The 20,354-nt window shown below is 55.2% G+C and carries 14 protein-coding genes; 9 read left to right on the forward strand and 5 right to left on the reverse strand.

Annotation, left to right across the window (positions count from 1 at the left end; all coding sequences use genetic code 11):
* Window positions 1-28 precede the first annotated feature (28 nt).
* Window positions 29-2,788, reverse strand: a complete 2,760-nt coding sequence (gene barA, locus C3451_RS12155) for a two-component sensor histidine kinase BarA (RefSeq protein WP_022649206.1) — start codon at window positions 2,786-2,788, stop codon at window positions 29-31.
* 57 nt (window positions 2,789-2,845) lie between these two features.
* Here barA and rlmD point away from each other — a divergent pair, with 57 nt between their 5' ends.
* From rlmD to eno, 5 genes are all read left to right on the forward strand, one after another.
* Window positions 2,846-4,144 (forward strand): 23S rRNA (uracil(1939)-C(5))-methyltransferase RlmD, encoded by a 1,299-nt coding sequence (gene rlmD / locus C3451_RS12160; RefSeq protein ID WP_022649205.1) that lies wholly within the window; start codon window positions 2,846-2,848, stop codon window positions 4,142-4,144.
* 51 nt (window positions 4,145-4,195) lie between these two features.
* On the forward strand, window positions 4,196-6,427 hold the full coding sequence (relA, locus tag C3451_RS12165; RefSeq protein WP_022649204.1) for a GTP diphosphokinase: 2,232 nt from the start codon (window positions 4,196-4,198) through the stop codon (window positions 6,425-6,427).
* 66 nt (window positions 6,428-6,493) lie between these two features.
* Window positions 6,494-7,285, forward strand: a complete 792-nt coding sequence (gene mazG / locus C3451_RS12170; RefSeq protein WP_022649203.1) for a nucleoside triphosphate pyrophosphohydrolase — start codon at window positions 6,494-6,496, stop codon at window positions 7,283-7,285.
* A gap of 223 nt (window positions 7,286-7,508) precedes the next feature.
* The gene (pyrG, locus tag C3451_RS12175) at window positions 7,509-9,146 is read left to right on the forward strand and encodes a CTP synthase (glutamine hydrolyzing) (RefSeq protein WP_022649202.1); all 1,638 of its coding nucleotides are present in this window, start codon (window positions 7,509-7,511) and stop codon (window positions 9,144-9,146) included.
* A gap of 82 nt (window positions 9,147-9,228) precedes the next feature.
* The gene (gene eno, locus C3451_RS12180) at window positions 9,229-10,527 is read left to right on the forward strand and encodes a phosphopyruvate hydratase (protein WP_022649201.1); all 1,299 of its coding nucleotides are present in this window, start codon (window positions 9,229-9,231) and stop codon (window positions 10,525-10,527) included.
* 52 nt (window positions 10,528-10,579) lie between these two features.
* On the opposite strand, the gene C3451_RS12185 is transcribed toward eno, so the two are convergent.
* The gene (locus C3451_RS12185) at window positions 10,580-11,404 is read right to left on the reverse strand and encodes a MurR/RpiR family transcriptional regulator (RefSeq protein WP_015571725.1); all 825 of its coding nucleotides are present in this window, start codon (window positions 11,402-11,404) and stop codon (window positions 10,580-10,582) included.
* 166 nt (window positions 11,405-11,570) lie between these two features.
* On the opposite strand from C3451_RS12185, the gene C3451_RS12190 reads away from it, so the two are divergent.
* Genes C3451_RS12190 through queE form a run of 3 tightly spaced genes read left to right on the forward strand, consistent with a single transcriptional unit; the run spans window position 11,571 to window position 14,563 of the window.
* The gene (locus C3451_RS12190; protein WP_023306839.1) at window positions 11,571-13,130 is read left to right on the forward strand and encodes a maltose/glucose-specific PTS transporter subunit IIC; all 1,560 of its coding nucleotides are present in this window, start codon (window positions 11,571-11,573) and stop codon (window positions 13,128-13,130) included.
* Window positions 13,130-13,837: an N-acetylmannosamine-6-phosphate 2-epimerase gene (locus C3451_RS12195; RefSeq protein ID WP_023298492.1), complete on the forward strand. Its 708-nt coding sequence runs from the start codon at window positions 13,130-13,132 to the stop codon at window positions 13,835-13,837. The genes C3451_RS12190 and C3451_RS12195 overlap by 1 nt, the downstream gene beginning before the upstream one ends.
* A 54-nt stretch (window positions 13,838-13,891) precedes the next feature.
* Window positions 13,892-14,563, forward strand: a complete 672-nt coding sequence (gene queE, locus C3451_RS12200; RefSeq protein WP_006811780.1) for a 7-carboxy-7-deazaguanine synthase QueE — start codon at window positions 13,892-13,894, stop codon at window positions 14,561-14,563.
* A 17-nt stretch (window positions 14,564-14,580) separates the two neighbouring features.
* Here queE and C3451_RS12205 read toward each other — a convergent pair whose 3' ends face one another.
* Complete coding sequence (locus tag C3451_RS12205) at window positions 14,581-15,978, reverse strand: MFS transporter (protein ID WP_032626005.1); 1,398 nt, start codon at window positions 15,976-15,978, stop codon at window positions 14,581-14,583.
* Between the two features lie 27 nt (window positions 15,979-16,005).
* Entirely contained in the window at window positions 16,006-17,175 is a 1,170-nt protein-coding gene (locus C3451_RS12210; protein ID WP_045620853.1) for a M20 aminoacylase family protein, read from the reverse strand.
* A gap of 171 nt (window positions 17,176-17,346) precedes the next feature.
* On the opposite strand from C3451_RS12210, the gene C3451_RS12215 reads away from it, so the two are divergent.
* Entirely contained in the window at window positions 17,347-19,701 is a 2,355-nt protein-coding gene (locus C3451_RS12215) for a helix-turn-helix domain-containing protein (RefSeq protein ID WP_045620854.1), read from the forward strand.
* Here C3451_RS12215 and queD read toward each other — a convergent pair.
* Complete coding sequence (queD, locus tag C3451_RS12220) at window positions 19,686-20,051, reverse strand: 6-carboxytetrahydropterin synthase QueD (protein WP_006811776.1); 366 nt, start codon at window positions 20,049-20,051, stop codon at window positions 19,686-19,688. The two genes, C3451_RS12215 and queD, sit on opposite strands and share 16 nt — an antisense overlap.
* Window positions 20,052-20,354 lie beyond the last annotated feature (303 nt).

The following is a 20,354-nucleotide window of genomic DNA, read 5'->3' on the forward strand; positions in this document are numbered from 1 at the left end:
GGTAAGCGAAGCGCCACCGGGCTTTTTCTTAGCTTCCCAACACCTTCATCGCTTCCCGCGTCACGTTGTCCATCTCGTCCAGCAGCTCCAGAAACTCCGGCTCAAGATCGGATTCTGGCGTACCCGCGCGGAGCTGCTGTTCAAGCAACTGGCAGAGATTTTTCAACCGCGGCACGCCGCTGTAGCCGCAGCTACCGTGCAGTTTATGGATGGCCTCCAGCAGCCCTTCAGGGTTTTCGCCCACCAGCTGTTCTTCAACCTTGTTACGGATCTCAGGCAGGAAGTCCACCAGCATTTGCAGCATATCGCGGGCCAGATCGGCTTTGCCTGCTGCCTGGCGCAGCGCCAGTTGCCAGTCAAACGTGGCATTCTGGTTAACGCTGATTTCCGGCGATTCAGCTGAAATGGTGTACGTCCCGCCAATGTGCCCCGGTTTGTAGCGCAGCAGCAGGCTGTGCAGCTTCTCTTCATCAATCGGTTTCGCCAGATAATCGTTCATGCCCGCACCCAGCAGTTTCTCTTTTTGTCCCGCCATCGCGTGCGCCGTCACGGCAATCACCGGCGTCTGCTGCTGGTGCGGAAGCTGACGAATTAATTCGCAGGCGCGGATGCCATCCATGCCCGGCATCTGAATATCCATCAGGATCAGGTCAAACTGCATCTGTTTGGCTTGTTCTACGGCTTCGGCGCCGCTGGTACACAGTTCAACGTGCTGAACCTGATCCTCAAGCAGCACGCCAATCAGCTTAAGGTTTGCCGGGTTATCATCCACGGCCATCACCGTCATCGGCAGCTTATGTTCGTCGTTTTCCAGCGGCAGGGACTGATGCGTCAGACGGCAATATTCGGTCAACGCAGGTAACAGCCGTGTGGCGGTGAGGGGTTTCAGCAGACATGCCGCCGCCCCGTCGTTTTTAAGCTCTTCGGCGTTGATTTGGGCGTGGCACGGCAGAGCCAGCAGCAGGTAGTCCGTCATTGAGGCAGCCTTTGCCAGCCGTTCCTGCTGCATGGTCAGTTCTCCGGTAAATGTCACCGGAATCCCCAGCAAAAGAATATCGTAATGATCGTTCGCCAGCGCGGAGAAGGTCGGGCTGTAGACCACCTCCAGCGGCGTGCTGCTTAATACATCCAGCGTACACTGCGCCGCGGCGGCGTTCGGTTCCACATAGGCCAGACGCATCCCTTTCAGGCAGTCGGTGACCGGACCGTCGGTTTGCACGTTCGGATTAAGATCAAGATTGATATGGAACCAGAAGGTCGAGCCCCGGTTAGGCTGGCTGTGGAAGGAGATATCGCCTCCCATCTCTTTCACCAGCTTTTGGGTGATCACCAGACCCAGGCCCGTTCCGCCGTGACGACGGGAAATGCTCGCATCAGCCTGGCGGAACGCCTGGAACAGACGCGACTGATCGCGCTCCGGAATGCCGATGCCGGTATCCCGGATCTGAACTTCAATCTGGACCTTATTATTACTGAGCGCCCTTTTTTCGACCAGAATGTCGATGTTGCCGCTCTCGGTGAACTTAATCGCGTTGCCCACCAGATTGGTGATGACCTGTTGCAGGCGCAGCGGGTCGCCAATGACGTTATCCGGTACGTCATTTTTGATATTGAGCGTCAGTTCCAGCCCCTTATCATGCGAGGAGTGGGCGAGAAGCGTGACCACGTCATCCAGTGTGCTGCGCAGCGGGAAGGGGATACTCTCCAGAATCAACTTGCCCGCTTCCAGCTTCGAGAAGTCCAGTACGTCGTTAATAATGGTCAGCAGGTTGTTGGCTGAGCGTTCAATGGTATGCAGGTGGTCACGCTGGGTCGGGTTGAGCTCGCTTTTAAGCGTCAGACGGGTGAAGCCAATCACCCCGTTCAGCGGCGTGCGCAGCTCATGCGACATGTTTGCCAGGAACTCAGACTTAATACGGGCCGCCTCCTGAGCGCGTTTTTTCGCCAGATCCAGCTCCACGTTCTGGATCTCCATCTGCTCCAGCGTTTCGCGCAGGTCAGAGGTGGCCTGGTCAACGTTGTGCTGCATCTCTTCGTGATAAGCCGCCAGCGACATCGCCATTGAGTTGATGCCGTTTTTCAGCATATCCAGCTCGCCGAGCATGAAGCCTTCCACGCGGCTGTCCAGCTGACCCCGGCGGATCCGGTCAACGGTATTCACCATGTTACGGATAGGCCCCGTGACGTCGCGCATCAGCCGCCAGCCGAAGATCAACGCGATGCCGATACAGAACAGCATCATCACGCCGGAGATGAATATTTCTTTGTACTGCTGGAGCCGCACCGACTTGAGATCCAGCTCCAGCGCCACATATCCCAGCATATTATTGCTGGACTTCGCATCGGACTGGGCGGATTCGTCGGGTGAATAGCTTTCTGAGATAATCGGCGTGCGCAGGATCATGATATCGCCGCGCCGCAGGACCGTGAGATGACGCGGGAAAGGGGTACCTTCCGGGATTTTCAGCGACGTGGGATCCAGATGGAAATTCGAGGTGACGAAAAGACGGTTATGCTCATCGTAAACGGAAATGGCGCGCACAATCTCTGAATGACGGCGGTGCAGCACGCTGATTAACTGACCAATGGATTCACGGTTTTGCAGGTTCATACCGTACTCGCTGGAGACGGCCAGCGGTTCGATAATGCTGGCCCCGGCATCTTCAAGCTGTCTCTGCAAATCGTTATAGCGATGCACCACAAAGAAAATGCTCAGCAGCAAACCGATGAGAACGGTAGGAGCGAGGATCAAAATCATCATGCGCGCGCGCAGGCTGTAGTTGGTCATGGAGTTCCGTTATGGGACAATCAGGCTAATTATGTTTATTTGAGAACAATCTCGGCGATGGCGCAATTCTACTCTGCAAAACGACGCGTGACGACGCGTCAGATCATAACTGTTGAAGCCTCTGACCTCGATCCTTTTGGACAGGGGGTAGCGCGTCACAAGGGTAAGACACTGTTTATCACAGGTTTGCTGCCAGGAGAACGCGCAGATATTACGCTGACGGAAGACAAACGCCAGTATGCGCGCGGCCAGGTCAAGCGCCGTCTTAATGATAGCCCGGAGCGCGTGACGCCTCGCTGCCCCCATTTTGGCGTTTGCGGAGGCTGTCAGCAACAGCATGCCAGCACAGAATTACAGCAAAAAAGTAAAAGCAACGCGCTGGCCCGCCTGCTAAAACATGACGTCAGTGACATTGTTGCTGACCAGCCGTGGGGCTACCGTCGCCGCGCTCGCCTGAGTCTAAGCTACCAGCCAAAAACTGAAAGGCTGGAGATGGGTTTTCGCAAAGCCAGCTCCAGCGATATCGTCTCCATCACGCAATGCCCTGTTTTGGTGCCCCAACTTGAGGCACTGCTCCCGGCCGTGCACCACTGTCTTGCATCGCTGGATGGTGTGCGTTCGCTGGGCCATGTCGAACTGGTGCTGGCCAACGGCGGCCCGCTGATGGTGCTGCGCCACACCGCACCGCTGTCCAGGGCAGATCGCGAAAAACTGGAACGCTTTTCGCATTCTCATGAGCTTGCGCTTTTCCTCGCGCCGCAAAGCGAGATACTTGAGCAGGTTAGCGGAGACGCGCCCTGGTATGCGTCAGACGGGCTACGCTTAACGTTCAGCCCGCGGGATTTTATCCAGGTCAATGACGGCGTGAACCAGCAGATGGTGGCGAACGCGCTGGCGTGGCTTGACGTCCAGCCCACCGATCGGGTGCTCGATCTGTTCTGCGGTATGGGTAACTTTACCCTGCCGCTGGCCCGCAAAGCAGCAAGCGTGGTCGGGGTGGAAGGCGTTGAGGCGCTGGTGGCGAAAGGCCAGGAGAACGCCCAACAGAACGGCTTGCAAAATGTGACATTCTTTCATCAAAATCTTGAGGATGATGTTACTCAGCAACCGTGGGCTAAGCAGGGCTTTGATAAGATCCTGCTCGATCCGGCGCGCGCAGGTGCGCCGGGCGTGATGCAGCATATAATTAAACTCGCGCCTGAACGCGTGGTCTATGTTTCCTGTAACCCGGCGACGCTGGCCCGTGACAGCGAAGCATTATTGAGCGGGGGTTACCAGATTCGGCGTCTGGCAATGCTGGACATGTTCCCGCACACTGGACATCTGGAATCAATGGTGTTGTTCGAGCACATCTAATGAGTTTGGCTTGTCGACTTCGACAGGCCCTTGTCCCTAAAGGAGAGGACGATGGTTGCGGTAAGAAGTGCACATTTAAATAAAGCTGGTGAGTTTGACCCTCAAAAATGGATCGCAAGTCTGGGGATTTCCAGCCAGCAGTCGTGTGAACGCTTAACCGAAACCTGGGCCTATTGTTTACGCACAACGCAGGGGCATCCGGACGCTGAACTGCTGTTGTGGCGCGGCGTGGAGATGGTTGAAATTCTCTCCATGCTTAACATGGATATCGAAACGCTACAGGCCGCACTGCTGTTCCCACTGGCAGATGCTAACGTGGTGACGGAAGACGTGCTGCGTGAAAGCGTCGGCCAGTCCGTCGTGGCGCTCATCCACGGCGTGCGTGATATGGCCGCCATCCGTCAACTGAAAGCCGCGCAAACGGATTCTGTCTCTTCCGAGCAGGTGGATAACGTCCGCCGCATGCTGCTGGCGATGGTGGATGATTTTCGCTGCGTGGTGATCAAGCTGGCCGAACGGGTTGCCCATCTGCGCGAAGTGAAGGATGCGCCGGAAGACGAGCGCGTCCTGGCCGCCAAAGAGTGTACGAATATCTATGCGCCGCTGGCGAACCGTCTGGGTATCGGGCAACTGAAGTGGGAGCTGGAAGATTACTGCTTCCGCTATCTGCATCCGGCGGAATACAAACGCATTGCAAAATTGCTGCACGAACGCCGCATCGACCGCGAGCACTATATCGAGGAATTTGTCAGCGGGCTGCGCCAGTCGATGAAAGAGGAGAATGTGCGCGCCGAGGTCTACGGGCGTCCGAAGCACATCTACAGCATCTGGCGCAAAATGCAGAAGAAACATCTCGCCTTTGACGAGCTGTTTGACGTGCGCGCCGTGCGTATCGTGGCGGAGCGTCTCCAGGATTGCTACGCCGCGCTGGGGATAGTACATACTCACTTCCGCCATCTGCCGGATGAGTTCGATGACTACGTCGCGAACCCCAAACCGAATGGCTATCAGTCCATCCACACCGTGGTGCTTGGCCCCGGCGGCAAAACTGTGGAAATTCAGATCCGTACTAAACAGATGCACGAAGACGCCGAACTGGGCGTCGCCGCGCACTGGAAGTACAAAGAAGGCACTTCCGGCGGCGCGCGCTCCGGACACGAGGACCGTATCGCCTGGCTGCGTAAGCTGATTGCGTGGCAGGAGGAGATGGCCGACTCCGGCGAAATGCTCGACGAAGTGCGCAGTCAGGTCTTCGACGATCGCGTCTACGTCTTTACCCCGAAAGGGGATGTGGTTGATCTGCCGGCAGGATCTACGCCGCTCGATTTCGCCTACCACATTCACAGCGACGTGGGGCACCGTTGCATCGGGGCGAAGATCGGCGGACGTATCGTACCGTTTACCTACCAGCTACAGATGGGCGACCAGATTGAAATCATCACCCAGAAGCAGCCAAACCCAAGCCGCGACTGGCTGAATCCAAACCTCGGTTACGTGACCACCAGCCGCGGGCGCTCTAAAATTCACGCCTGGTTCCGCAAGCAGGATCGTGACAAGAATATCCTTGCCGGTCGTCAGATCCTTGACGACGAGCTGGAGCATATCGGGATAAACCTGAAAGAGGCGGAGAAGTTCCTGCTGCCGCGCTACAACTTCAACGAGCTCGACGAACTGTTAGCGGCGATTGGCGGCGGCGATATCCGCCTGAACCAGATGGTGAACTTCCTGCAAGCGCAGTTCAACAAGCCAAGCGCGGCAGAGCAGGATGCGGCAGCGCTGAAACAGCTCCAGCAGAAAACCTACGCTCCGCAGCAGCGCAGCAAGGACAATGGCCGCGTGGTGGTTGAAGGGGTGGGTAACCTCATGCACCATATTGCCCGCTGCTGCCAGCCGATACCGGGTGACGATATTGTCGGCTTTATCACCCAGGGGCGCGGGATCTCAATTCACCGCTCCGACTGTGATCAGCTTGCTGAGCTGCAATCGCATGCGCCGGAACGTATCGTGGAAGCCGTCTGGGGTGAAAGCTACTCCGCTGGCTACTCGCTGGTGGTGCGCGTCACTGCCAACGACCGCAGTGGCCTGCTGCGCGACATCACCACCATTCTCGCCAACGAGAAGGTCAACGTGCTGGGCGTTGCCAGCCGCAGCGATACCCGCGAGCAGCTTGCCACCATCGATATGACCATCGAAATCTATAACCTGCAGGTGCTGGGCCGGGTGCTCGGTAAACTGAACCAGGTGCCGGATGTGATTGACGCGCGTCGTCTGCACGGCGGCTGAACATCCTCTTCTGTAGGCCGGGTAAGGCAACGCCGCCACTCGGCATTTTGACATCAGGACAGAACTATGACTCAAATCGACCGCCTGCTTGGCATCATGAAACGCCTGCGCGACCCGGAAAACGGCTGCCCGTGGGATAAAGAGCAGACTTTCGCCACCATTGCGCCTTACACGCTGGAAGAAACCTACGAAGTGCTGGACGCGATTTCGCGCGAAGATTTCGACGACCTGCGCGGTGAGCTGGGCGACCTGCTGTTCCAGGTGGTGTTCTACGCACAGATGGCGCAGGAAGAGGGGCGCTTTAACTTTGACGACATCTGCGCCGCTATCAGCGACAAGCTGGAGCGCCGTCATCCGCATATCTTTGGCGATGCCTCCGCAGGCAACAGTGCGGAAGTGCTGGCGCGCTGGGAGCAGATCAAAAGCGCCGAACGCGCTGAAAAATCCCAGCACTCGGCGCTGGACGACATTCCCCTGAACCTTCCTGCGCTGATGCGCGCGCACAAAATTCAAAAGCGCTGCTCGGCGGTAGGGTTTGACTGGACCTCTCTCGGCCCAGTGCTGGAAAAAGTGCACGAAGAGATCGACGAAGTGATGCATGAAGCGCAGCAGGCCGTTGTGGATGAAGCAAAGCTGGAAGAGGAGATGGGCGATCTGCTGTTCGCGACCGTCAACCTTTCTCGCCACCTCGGTGTAAAAGCGGAAACCGCCCTGCAAAAAGCGAACATTAAATTCGAACGTCGCTTCCGCGAAGTTGAGCGGATTGTGGCCTCGCGCGGCCTGGAAATGAGCGGCATTGACCTCGAGGCCATGGAAGAAGTCTGGCAGGAAGTAAAACGCCAGGAACATGATCTCTAACGAAATTTTGCGATCAAGCGCAATTTGTGTGATTTTTTAAATGACAAGCGCTTGATTTGCGTCAAAAACATTTACCCAAAAGGGGCTATTTTCTCACTCCTTATGTTTGTCATGGCCTGGGAAGGAGACGGAGAATGAAAGTTTGTGGCGCTCGTCGTGTTCGGGTATACTACTTTCCCGTCCTGGTTATTCCATCGTTTCACCCTAACTTCTCAGGTTCAGCATGACAACGAACTATATTTTTGTGACCGGCGGGGTCGTATCCTCTCTGGGTAAAGGCATTGCCGCAGCCTCCCTCGCAGCCATTCTTGAAGCCCGTGGCCTCAATGTGACCATGATGAAACTGGATCCGTACATCAACGTCGATCCAGGCACCATGAGCCCAACCCAACACGGGGAAGTGTTCGTTACTGAAGACGGCGCTGAAACCGATCTGGATCTTGGCCACTACGAGCGTTTCATCCGTACCAAAATGACCCGTCGTAACAACTTTACGACTGGCCGTATCTACTCTGACGTTCTGCGTAAAGAGCGCCGTGGTGACTACCTGGGCGCGACCGTGCAGGTCATCCCACACATCACTAACGCCATTAAAGAGCGTGTCCTTGCCGGTGGCGAAGGGCATGACGTTGTGCTGGTTGAAATCGGCGGTACCGTAGGGGATATCGAATCCCTGCCGTTCCTCGAAGCGATTCGTCAGCTGGCGGTAGATATTGGTCGTGAGAACGCGCTGTTCATGCACCTGACGCTGGTGCCTTACATGGCAGCAGCAGGTGAAGTGAAAACCAAACCGACTCAGCACTCTGTTAAAGAGCTGCTCTCCATCGGTATTCAGCCTGATATCCTGGTTTGCCGTTCCGATCGCGCGATTCCAGCGAACGAACGCGCGAAAATTGCATTGTTCTGTAACGTGCCTGAAAAAGCCGTTATTTCAATGAAAGACGTCGATTCCATTTATAAAATCCCGGGCCTGTTGAAATCACAGGGTCTGGACGATTATATTTGTAAACGATTCAGCTTGAACTGTCCGGAAGCTAACCTGTCTGAATGGGAGCAGGTTATTTACGAAGAAGCCAATCCGGGCGGCGAAGTGACTATCGGTATGGTCGGCAAGTATATTGAACTGCCGGATGCCTATAAGTCAGTTATCGAGGCGCTGAAGCACGGTGGTCTGAAGAATCGCGTCTCCGTCAACATCAAGCTGATTGATTCGCAGGATGTTGAAACGCGCGGCGTTGAAATTCTCAAAGATCTGGATGCGATTCTCATCCCTGGCGGCTTCGGCTACCGTGGTGTTGAAGGCAAGATCGCCACTGCACGCTATGCGCGTGAAAACAATATTCCATACCTCGGCATCTGCCTGGGTATGCAGGTTGCGCTGATTGAATTTGCGCGCAACGTAGCGGGAATGGAAAACGCGAACTCTACGGAATTTGTGCCAGACTGTAAGTACCCTGTCGTGGCGCTGATTACGGAATGGCGCGACGAAGACGGTAACGTCGAAGTCCGTACCGAGAAGAGCGATCTGGGTGGCACCATGCGTCTTGGCGCACAGGCCTGCCAGCTGTCAGACGATAGCGTGGTTCGCAAGCTGTACGGCGAGCCGGTGATTACCGAGCGCCATCGTCACCGCTATGAAGTCAACAACATGTTGTTGAAACAAATTGAAGCTGCAGGTCTGCGTGTTGCAGGCCGTTCCGGGGATGATCAGTTAGTCGAGATCATCGAAGTGCCTAACCATCCGTGGTTCGTGGCCTGCCAATTCCACCCGGAATTTACTTCAACGCCGCGTGACGGGCATCCGCTGTTTGCAGGCTTCGTGAAAGCCGCCAGCGAGTACCAGAAGCGTCAGGCGAAGTAAAAAAAGTTAGAACGGCAACGCGTACCCCTGGTACGCGTTGTTTGTCTGGAGTTTTAGTTTAACTTGTACTGAGGAAAATCTAATGTCCAAAATCGTTAAAGTCATCGGTCGTGAAATCATCGACTCCCGTGGTAACCCGACCGTTGAAGCCGAAGTTCATCTGGAAGGTGGTTTCGTCGGTATGGCTGCTGCTCCATCAGGCGCATCTACAGGTTCCCGCGAAGCGCTGGAACTGCGTGATGGCGACAAATCCCGTTTCATGGGCAAAGGCGTACTGAAAGCGGTTGGCGCTGTTAACGGTCCTATTGCTCAGGCTATCGTTGGCAAAGATGCCAAAGATCAGGCTGGCATCGACAAGATCATGATCGATCTGGACGGTACTGAAAACAAATCTAACTTCGGTGCGAACGCAATCCTGGCAGTTTCCCTGGCGAACGCCAAAGCAGCCGCTGCTGCTAAAGGTATGCCACTGTTCGAGCACATCGCTGAACTGAACGGCACCCCAGGCAAATACTCCATGCCTGTACCAATGATGAACATCATCAACGGTGGTGAGCACGCAGACAACAACGTTGATATTCAGGAATTCATGATTCAGCCTGTTGGCGCGAAATCCCTGAAAGAAGCGGTGCGTATGGGTTCTGAAGTGTTCCACAACCTGGCTAAAGTTCTGAAAGCTAAAGGTATGAACACTGCTGTTGGTGACGAAGGTGGCTACGCGCCAAACCTGGGTTCTAACGCAGAAGCGCTGGCTGTTATCGCTGAAGCGGTTAAAGCAGCAGGCTACGAGCTGGGCAAAGACATCACCCTGGCGATGGACTGTGCAGCATCTGAATTCTACAAAGACGGTAAATACGTTCTGGCTGGCGAAGGCAACAAAGCATTCACCTCCGAAGAGTTCACCCACTTCCTGGAAGACCTGACCAAACAGTACCCAATCGTTTCTATCGAAGACGGTCTGGACGAGTCTGACTGGGATGGTTTCGCATACCAGACCAAAGTACTGGGCGACAAAATCCAGCTGGTTGGTGACGATCTGTTCGTAACCAACACCAAGATCCTGAAAGAAGGCATCGAGAAAGGCATCGTTAACTCCATCCTGATCAAATTCAACCAGATCGGTTCTCTGACCGAAACGCTGGCTGCGATCAAAATGGCGAAAGACGCTGGCTACACCGCTGTTATCTCTCACCGTTCTGGCGAAACTGAAGACGCTACCATCGCTGACCTGGCTGTGGGTACCGCTGCTGGCCAGATCAAAACCGGTTCTATGAGCCGTTCTGACCGTGTTGCTAAATACAACCAGCTGATTCGTATCGAAGAAGCGCTGGGCGAAAAAGCACCTTACAACGGTCGTAAAGAGATCAAAGGCCAGGCATAAGCCTGAACTTTCGTTCTTATGAAAAAACCCGCTTCGGCGGGTTTTTTGTTTTCTATAGCAGAAGCGGCAGCGTGGCGCTGGCCGTTTGCTGGCTTACGTCACCGTAATGGCTGTCTACTGCAATAAGGGAAGTGGTAAGCAGTTCAACCAGCAGCATCACGCCAACCTTGGCATTGAGCGCACCCGCGCTCAGCGGTCCCTCGGGCTTGGCTGCAACCAGCTGTAAATCGCTCAGGGAGGCCAGCGGGCTGCGGGGTGTATTGCTGAGCGCCAGTACCTTAACGCCACGCTTGCGGGCGAGTTTCACCACGTGAAGCAGATCCCGTGTAGAGCCAGAACTTGAGATGGCCACCACCAGCGTCTCTTTTGAGAGCGTCGTCGCATTCATGGCGGCGCGATGCATATCGCTAAACAGCTGTGCAGGTTTGCCGAGTCGCAGCAGCTTGTAATGCAAATACTCTCCCAGAATCGCGCTGGCCGCCACCCCGTAAATTTGCACTGATTGCGCCTGATGCAGGGCCAGTGTCGCCTGTTCAAGCTGGGCCCGGTCGAGGAGTTTTGCGGTATCTTGCAGCGCCTGGACAGACTCATCCACCACGTTATCTATCGCATCTCCTGCCTGACGCTCTGGCAAACCCTGCTGAATATCCAGCGCAAGCGCCATTTTAAATTCGTTATATCCCTTACAGCCCAGCGTGCGGCAAAGGCGTGTGACGCTGGCCTCGCTGGTGCCGCTTTCACGCGCCAGCTCGGTGATCGTCAGGTAGAGCACCCTGGCAGGATCGTTGAGAACAAACTCCCCCAGTTTTTGTTGCGTTGGGCTGTACCCGGAAGCCTCCTGGCGTAGCTTCAGCAGCAGGTTTTCATGGTCCGACATGCTAGATCCTTAATGCGTTTCTCTGCCAACTAGTGTGGCGGAAAGCGGGGGAGAGATGCCAGTCATTTCGAAAAAGTATGATCGGCGTCCTGGTTTTTGGTGGTAATTTTCACAATTAAAATTATATATGGTAAAAATTTTCATCAACAACCAGGGGGATAAAAATATGATGCAAATGTTCAGCGGAGCGTCTTCCGGCGGATGGTTTGAAAAAGCGCAGCGCTTTGGCAAATCCTTTATGTTACCTATCGCCATACTGCCCGCAGCAGGTCTGTTGTTAGGGATCGGCGGGGCGCTATCGAATCCGAATACGCTTACCGCGTATCCATTTTTAGACGTTGGCTGGCTACAGGCCATCTTTACCATCATGAGCAGTGCAGGCTCGATTGTGTTCGCAAACCTGTCGGTACTGTTTGCTGTTGGGGTCGCCGTTGGGCTGGCAAAAAATGATAAAGGTACGGCAGGGCTGGCGGCATTACTCGCTTATCTGGTGATGAATGCCACTATCAATGCGCTGCTGATCCTGACCGGAAAACTGGCGCATGAGAACCCGGGCGCCGTAGGGCAGGGCATGACGCTGGGTATTCAGACGCTTGAAACGGGCGTGTTTGGTGGGGTCGTTATTGGGCTTGTGACCTGCGCACTGCATCATCGGTTTAATAAAATCGCGCTTCCGCAATTCCTTGGCTTTTTTGGCGGCTCACGCTTCGTACCCATTATCAGCTCACTGGCGGCGATACTCGTCGGCGCGCTGATGACCGTGGTCTGGCCGCATTTTCAGAAGCTGATCTTTGGCCTTGGCGGTCTGGTGGATGCCACCGGCTATCTGGGAACATTGCTGTACGGCTTCATCCTGCGCATGCTTGGCCCGTTTGGCCTGCACCACATCTTTTATCTGCCGTTCTGGACCACCGCGCTTGGCGGCAGTGAAATTGTTAACGGTCACCTGGTTGAGGGCACGCAGCGGATCTTCTTTGCTCAGCTCGCGGACCCGAACACCCAGCACTTCTATGAGGGCACGTCGCGCTTCATGTCCGGGCGCTTTATTACGATGATGTTTGGCCTGCTGGGCGCCTGCCTGGCGATGTACCACACGGCTAAACCCGAGAACAAGAAGCGCGTAGCCGGGCTGCTGCTGTCAGCGGCGTTAACCTCTTTCCTGACGGGCATTACCGAGCCCATCGAGTTCTCATTCCTGTTTATTGCGCCGGTGCTGTACGTCATTCATGCACTGTTTGACGGGCTGGCGTTTATGCTCGCGCACATGCTGCATATCACCATCGGGCAAACTTTCTCCGGCGGGTTTATTGATTTCGTGCTGTTCGGCATTTTGCAGGGTGAAGCGAAAACTAACTGGATGTTCGTCCCGCTGGTAGGCGTACCGTGGTTCTTCCTTTACTACTGTACTTTCCGCTATCTGATTAAACGTTTTGATTTTGCCACGCCGGGCCGTGAAAAGGAGGCGTTGGCTGACGAGGCTACCCTGCCGCAAAGCGAGCGCGCCGCAGCGGTGATCGCCGGGCTGGGAGGAAAAGACAATCTGGATGACGTTGACTGCTGCGCCACGCGCCTTCGCGTCACGGTGAAAGACGGTAGCAAAGTCAATGAAGCAGCACTGAAAGCGACCGGCGCGCGCGGCGTTATCGTCCGCGGCAACGGTGTCCAGGTCATCTATGGCCCGCACGTCACCCTTATCAAAAACGAAGTGGAAGAGATCTTATCGTAATGAAAACTGTACTGGATAATCTGAAAGGAAAACTGGTCGTCTCCTGCCAGGCGCTGGAAAATGAACCGCTGCACAGCCCGTTTATTATGTCGCGAATGGCGCTGGCAGCAGCCCAGGGCGGTGCCGCTGCGATCCGCGCCAATAGCGTGGTGGATATCAAGGCTATCAAAGGGCTGGTCTCACTGCCGGTCATCGGCATCATCAAACGGGACTATCCGGATAGCGAGGTGTTTATCACCGCGACGCTCAAAGAAGTGGATGAGCTGATGGCGGTCGCCCCGGACATCGTTGCGCTGGATGCGACCGCCCGGAAACGGCCCGGTGGCGTATCGCTGGACATGCTGATCGCGCAGATCCGCACCCGTTACCCTTCGCTGCTGCTGATGGCGGATATTGCCACCGTGCAGGAGGCCGTGACCGCGCAGGCGCTGGGGTTTGATTGTGTCGGAACCACCCTTTACGGTTATACGGCAGAGACCGCGGGCCATTCGCTACCGGAAAATGACTGCGCGTTTTTGAAAGAGGTGCTGTCTGCCGTCACGATCCCCGTGATTGCCGAAGGTAACGTGGATACCCCCGATCGCGCGGCCAGGTGTCTGGAGTTGGGGGCGCATACGGTTGTCGTCGGCGGGGCGATCACCCGACCGCAGCAAATTACGGAACGGTTTATGGCGGCAATTGGCGCGCAAAGCACCGATGGAGCATGATCATCTGACGGGGATCTGCGATACTTATCGTTTATTCCCTTAACAGAGTTGACTATGCAGTACCCGATTAACGAGATGTTCCAGACCCTGCAAGGCGAGGGTTACTTTACCGGCGTTCCCGCTATCTTTATTCGTTTACAGGGATGCCCGGTTGGCTGCGCCTGGTGTGATACCAAACATACGTGGGATAAGCTCGCAGATCGGGAAGTGTCGCTGTTCAGCATTCTGGCGAAAACCAAAGAGAGCGATAAATGGGGCGCGGGCAGCGCGGAAGATCTGCTTGCCATTATTGGTCGTCAGGGCTGGACGGCGCGGCATGTGGTGATCACCGGCGGGGAACCCTGCATTCACGATTTGATGCCCCTCACCGAACTGCTCGAGAAGAACGGCTATAGCTGTCAGATCGAAACCAGCGGTACCCATGAAGTGCGCTGCTCCCATTCAACGTGGGTAACGGTTTCACCGAAAGTGAATATGCGTGGCGGTTATGACGTGTTGTCGCAGGCGCTTGAGCGTGCGGATGAGATCAAACATCCGGTGGGGCGCGTGCGTGACATCGAAGCGCTGGACGAACTGCTGGCGACGCTGACGGACGAAAAGCAGCGCGTGATCGCGCTACAGCCTATCAGCCAGAAAGACGATGCAACCCGTCTGTGCATTGAAACCTGTATCGCCCGCAACTGGCGCCTGTCGATGCAGACGCACAAATATCTGAACATTGCCTGATACTTGTGTGGCCCCGCTTAACGCGGGGCTTTTGTTGTTGGCAGTAAAGCCCAGGTCACGACTGCCGACCCAAGGCAAATCGCACTGTTGAACAGCAAGGCATACTGCGCGGCACTGGCCGTTCCCATCGGCAGCCATAGGGCGTATAGCGATGCGGTGACCGCGATCCCCATTGCGCCGCCCAGGGAACTGCCCATCTTATAGATCCCTGAAGCCACCCCCACTTTGTTTTCAGGGGCATTCATTACCGCCGTGTCCGTTGAGGGCGTGGCGTAACATCCGAGCCCCAGCCCGAATAAAATATTGCTCAGAAAGACGGTGACAATGTAGACCTCTTTGCTTAAGAAGGTGCATGAAATCAGCGTAATACCTGTTGCGGTCAGCAGCGGGCCGGTCATCATCGGCAGCCTGGCGCCATAGCGCTGAAGCAGTTTTTCACCCACCCGGATCATCGCCAGTACGGTAACCAGATACCCCAGCGTCATCATACCGGTCTGTAGCGGTGACAGATGATGGCCTTGCTGCAACCAGATGCTGGCGATCATCATGGTGCCAATGCAGCCGTTGAGCAGGAAATTTGAGAATACCGAGGCGCTATAGGCACGGTTTTTAAACAGGGCGAAATCGATCAACGCCGCATCGCCCTTCCGCCGCCCGGTAACGACAAAGCACATCAGTGCAATCACGGCTCCACACAGTACAAGAAGCGATAAACTGCTGCTCCAGCCCCAGCTGTGTCCTTTGCTGATAAACAGATTGAACAGCACCAGCATAAGGACAAAACTCACCAGGCCGCTGATATCCAGCTTGTGTCGACACGCATCAGGGCTGCGGCTTTCCGGCGTGGCGCGGATAAGCAATAGCGCGACCAGAGCCACCACTATCGACAAAATAAAAATCCAGCGCCAGCCCAGCGTGGTGGCGATGGCGCCTCCCACAAACGAGCTCAGGCCACTCCCGCCCCATGAACCAATAACCCAGAAGCTGATTGCGCGCTGGCGTGCTTTCCCTTCATACCAGGTCTTAATCAGCGCCAGCGTGGCGGGCATGATGCAGGCCGCGGATAGCCCCTGTATCGCTCTTCCCAACAGAAACAGGACGGGCTCCCATGAAATGAACAGCAGACCGCTTCCGATCATGCTCAAAATCAGGCCTGTCATGGTCAGGCGCATGCGCCCAAACTTATCGGCAAACCCACCGCAGGCTACGACAAAACAGCCGCTAAACAACGCGCTCAGGCTGACGGCCAGCGTAAGGGTTTCGAGGGCAATGTCGAGGCTATTCTGCATGGCCGGAACCACGTTGATAACCGACTGGGCAAACAGCCAGAAGGTCAGAACGCTCATGACGATACCCGCCAGCAGCCGATCGTTACCGGCGTAGGCGGATGCGTCTGTCAGGGAAACGGTACTCATAATGCAGCCCTCCCGGGAAGGTGCGAATCAGCGCAGATAGTGTTCGGTCAGTGCGGCCCACAGCGCCGCGCCGGTGAGGAGAATAGTGTCGTTAAAGTCGTAGCCCGGGTTATGCACCATGCAGCGGTCAGGCTCATCGCCAGCGCCAAGGGTGAAATAACAGCCATTGGGATTTTTCTCGAGCATGAACGCAAAGTCCTCGCTGCCCATAAACGCATTCACCTCCGCGACGGAATCCTGACCGAACAGATCGGTGGCGATGCTGCGCACCATCTCATTGGCTTGCGGATTGTTTTTCAGTACCGGGCTGCCATTAATGTGTCGAATGGTAGCCGTGGCATTGAAACTTTCCGCCTGCGCAACGGCGATATCATGGATGCGCTGTAGCACGGTTTGCCGCACGCTTTCATCCAGCGTGCGCACGGTAAGTTTCATCAATACTTTGTCGTTGATGATGTTGGGGGCATGTCCAGCCTGAATGCTGCCTACGGTAACGACGGCAGGCTGAAAAGGGGTGATATTGCGCGAAACAATGGACTGCAAAGCGATAGTGATATGACAGGCAACCAGGGTGGCATCTACGGTATGTTCTGGCACCGCGCCGTGCCCCCCCACGCCGTTAACCTCAATATGAAGGGTGTCCGAAGAGGCCATCATGGCGCCATCGCGCAGACCAATTTTTCCGACGGGCTGTGACGGCATATTGTGCAGACCAAAAATGTGGTCGCAGGGGAACAGGTCAAACAAACCGTCCTCTACCATAACGCGTCCGCCATACAGAAGTTCTTCCGCAGGCTGAAAAATAAGGTGCAGCGTGCCGTTAAAATTGCGGGTGCGTGCCAGGTACTCCGCTGCATACAGGAGCGTTGTGGTGTGGCCGTCATGACCGCAGCCGTGGAATTTACCCTCAACGGTACTGCTCCAGGCCTTGCCGCTGTTTTCCTGCATAGGCAGCGCATCCATGTCGGCGCGCAGACCCAGGCGTTTAGGCCTGTTACCCACCTTCAGCGTGCCGACCACACCGGTTTTCGCCAGGCCGCGATGAACCTCATATCCCCATTCCTCAAGCAACGCCGCAACGCGATCGCTCGTATTGTGCTCCTCAAAACCAATTTCAGGATGCTGATGAAAATAGCGACGTAATTCAGTGAACTGGGCCTCTTTGCCGCGCAGAGCTTCGATAATTGGATGTGTCATTTTTGTTATCCTTTTTATGCCAAACGGTGATAATTTCGAGTCTATGACGATCGCACTGCCAGAAAATGCATTTTTTTGTTGTAAAGCGACGGTTTTGTTTTGATTGTTTTTCATACAATTCCGTTATGACAAAAAAGAGCCGGTCATTATTTGTCTTTGATGAGGGGAAAGATGAATCAGCGGGGAGATGAATTTTGGGTGGAGATCCAGGACATTCGCCACTGCGTGGAGGATGAAGGCGATACGCTAACGTTGCTCTGGGTGCTGGAAGGGCGGGCTGAGCTGAATACCGATGTGGGACGTGACATCCTGGAGGCCAATACCCTTGCCATCATCAACCGTCATCGGCGCTGGCAGTTCACGAGCGAAACGGCAAATATCACCCTGCGCGTGTCCCTTTCCGGGCGCTGGGTGGTCCAGCTCTGCAATGATTTTTTTGTCCATGATTACGCTATACCGGCAGAAGCCGGAGGCGTCTGGCCCCAATGCGATGCGCTTCGCGATCTGCTGCGCCAGCTTCTTGTGGTCACCCTCATCAACGACCCACACCGCTACCGGCTGGAGGCGTACCGCTGGCTGAGCGAGATATTGCTGTTGCTGACCAGCCGCTTTCAGCAGCCCGCCCGGTTTTTGTCCCGTGAACTTTCCCCAGCGCACAGCAAACGCATTGCCCGGGTGATAGAGCGGATCAATGCCAGTTATTCTCGCCGTATTACGCTTGCGGAAATCGCCGCGAGTGAATATGTCTCTGAAGCCTGGCTCTCTCGTCTCTTTAGAAAGGAGGTGGGGATCAGTTTCATGCAGTACATCACTACCCTGCGGCTGGAAAAGGCGGCTGACGCGCTCCGTCTGACGAACCGACCGCTGCATCAGATTGCGCTTGAGCAGGGTTTCGCCAGCACGCGTATGATGACCGATCGGTTTCGGCGTGTTCACAATATGTCCCCGGGTGAGTTTCGTAAGTCCCGACGCCAGCACCCGGAGGCCACACGTGTTCGTACGGACAGGTGTGAGCAGCGCTATCCGGTGGCCATGGATAAACTGTTTAGCCTGCTCAATGAACCGGTGGCGCGCGGCTGGGGAGCCTCCCCGCTTATCGATCGCCCGCAGCAGGAGCAGACACTGGATCTTGAGCAGCTTAATCCTCTCTCCACCTCGCTGCGCCGTATGCGGGTGGTCATTACCCTGCGTGAGCTCGACGATTTACTGCGTGAGGACGTTCGTCAGAATCTTGAAGCGATAAATGAGGCCATTCCCATAGAGGGAATTGATATCGCCGAACCTTTTCTCAGCAGCCGTCTGTTTGCCACCGGGTGGGATGACCCCCAGATGGCGGGCTACGCCTGCTGGTACAATCTGCATCAGCTCTTCACCTGGCTGGCAAAAAAGCAATGGACGGTGCTGCTGCACACCGGCGTAACGACCCGTCGCGATCTACTTGCCCGTTTTTTACAACGGTCGGTCAATCATTTTTCGCCCGAGATCACCGCGGGCTGGCACTTTGTCATGCACTGGTCAACACAGGCGAGTGAGGAGACCCGGGAGCAGGTCTGGCTGGCGCAACAAAACGTCATACGCAACTATCTGCCACAGGCAAAGTTTGGTTTATGGCATCGATTTTCACCCGACAGCGCGGGCGTGAGCGACAATACCCTGTTCAGCTCAGCCATCCTGATGCAGGCCGATTTTCTTGCCTGTTCAGCCGATGCCAATGAACTTCTCGATCCTGCGCAGCGGGAGCCAGCCCAACTCTCTTCTACAGAAAATTATCCGGTACAGAAGATCCGCCAGATTATCGCCGCCCTTCGTCTGCGCAAATGTTCGCTTCCCGTCTGGCTTCTCTCCTGGAATACCCTCACCGGGAACACGCGGGCGACAAACGGCTGGTTTTTTCGTGGGGCGCTGCTGATGCAGAGCCTGCTCGGGCTATCGGAACAGGTCTGGCTAGGGGGATTCTGGCTCAATTCGGGCCTTCAGGGTGAAGCTCGTGCGAACAATACCATCGATACGTCAAGCCTTGCGCTACAGTACAACCATGGTCTTCCACGGCCGGTTTATTGGGTACTCTGGCTCTGGCAACGCCTGCGGGGCGAGGTGCTGGTAAACGACGGGCGTGTTCTGCTCACGCGCCATCACAATGGTTACCAGTTGCTGCTGCGTAATGTGGTGGTTTTTAATCCGCTCCTTTCCAGTGAAGAAGCATTCATCCAGCGTTTTCGCCAGCAGTATCATTTACATCTGAAGGGCATGCGCGGTATTTGGCGAATTAAACGCCATCTTTTCGATCAGCATAACGGCGCGCTCTATCCGTTGCTTGAAGGGGTAAGCAGCGAAAGCGGCCCTGACGAAGAGATGTGGCGCTGGATAGCGCACAAAGCGCGTCCAACGCTTTCCCTGTACGATGAACGCATTGATGACGGCTGGCAACTGACAGAATCACTGGAGAGTAATGCGCTGGTGCTCTATGAGTTTACGCCGCTCGTGCCTCTTGAGGCCGAAACGGAGGAGATTCACTCCCCGCGGTAGACGCAGCCTGCCGTGCAGGTCTCTTTGATCATGACCGCGCTCAGCAGCGGCACAAGCGGTTTCATCTGATCCCAAATCCATTTCGCCAGCACTTCGCTGGTCGGGTTTTCAAGGCCCGGAATATCATTCAGATAGTAGTGATCGAGACGATCGTAGGTCGGCTTAAACGCGGCCTTCAGTTCGGCAAAGTCCATGATCCAGCCCGTATGGGGATCGACTTCACCGGTGATTTCAAGACGCACCATAAACGAGTGTCCATGCAGGCGGCCACATTTGTGCCCGGCAGGAACGTGTGGAAGGTGGTGTGCGGCTTCGAAGGTGAAATCTTTAAACAGTGTGGTGGACATCATAGCTCTCAGGAATGCGGAGAAAACCGCCGCATAGTACCGGAAAGCACAATTTTTATCATTAACTAAAACGGCTCTGAACGGTCACCGCCTCGTATTCATGGTGTTTATCGACTTTTGTTGTTTTATTTCATATGGTTATTTAATCGCTTTTATCGTTAAGAACGATAACTAAAACAGGTTAGTCCATTTGGTTATTAATTATTTCCATCCCTTCTTTAATTGTTATTATCCCCGCCGTTAACCTTATCTTCAGTTTGGATTTATTCGCTTAAAGTCCGCTTTGCTACTGGAACATAACGACGC

The organism is Enterobacter sp. 301B, assembly GCF_003850715.1.
Classification (GTDB): Bacteria; Pseudomonadota; Gammaproteobacteria; order Enterobacterales; family Enterobacteriaceae; genus Enterobacter; species Enterobacter intestinihominis.

Coding starts and splice junctions, on each gene's coding strand:
- barA (WP_022649206.1), bottom strand. CDS start 2,788: ATGACCAACTACAGCCTGCGCGCGCGCATGATGATTTTGATCCTCGCT.
- rlmD (WP_022649205.1), top strand. CDS start 2,846: ATGGCGCAATTCTACTCTGCAAAACGACGCGTGACGACGCGTCAGATC.
- relA (WP_022649204.1), top strand. CDS start 4,196: ATGGTTGCGGTAAGAAGTGCACATTTAAATAAAGCTGGTGAGTTTGAC.
- mazG (WP_022649203.1), top strand. CDS start 6,494: ATGACTCAAATCGACCGCCTGCTTGGCATCATGAAACGCCTGCGCGAC.
- pyrG (WP_022649202.1), top strand. CDS start 7,509: ATGACAACGAACTATATTTTTGTGACCGGCGGGGTCGTATCCTCTCTG.
- eno (WP_022649201.1), top strand. CDS start 9,229: ATGTCCAAAATCGTTAAAGTCATCGGTCGTGAAATCATCGACTCCCGT.
- C3451_RS12185 (WP_015571725.1), bottom strand. CDS start 11,404: ATGTCGGACCATGAAAACCTGCTGCTGAAGCTACGCCAGGAGGCTTCC.
- C3451_RS12190 (WP_023306839.1), top strand. CDS start 11,571: ATGATGCAAATGTTCAGCGGAGCGTCTTCCGGCGGATGGTTTGAAAAA.
- C3451_RS12195 (WP_023298492.1), top strand. CDS start 13,130: ATGAAAACTGTACTGGATAATCTGAAAGGAAAACTGGTCGTCTCCTGC.
- queE (WP_006811780.1), top strand. CDS start 13,892: ATGCAGTACCCGATTAACGAGATGTTCCAGACCCTGCAAGGCGAGGGT.
- C3451_RS12205 (WP_032626005.1), bottom strand. CDS start 15,978: ATGAGTACCGTTTCCCTGACAGACGCATCCGCCTACGCCGGTAACGAT.
- C3451_RS12210 (WP_045620853.1), bottom strand. CDS start 17,175: ATGACACATCCAATTATCGAAGCTCTGCGCGGCAAAGAGGCCCAGTTC.
- C3451_RS12215 (WP_045620854.1), top strand. CDS start 17,347: ATGAATCAGCGGGGAGATGAATTTTGGGTGGAGATCCAGGACATTCGC.
- queD (WP_006811776.1), bottom strand. CDS start 20,051: ATGATGTCCACCACACTGTTTAAAGATTTCACCTTCGAAGCCGCACAC.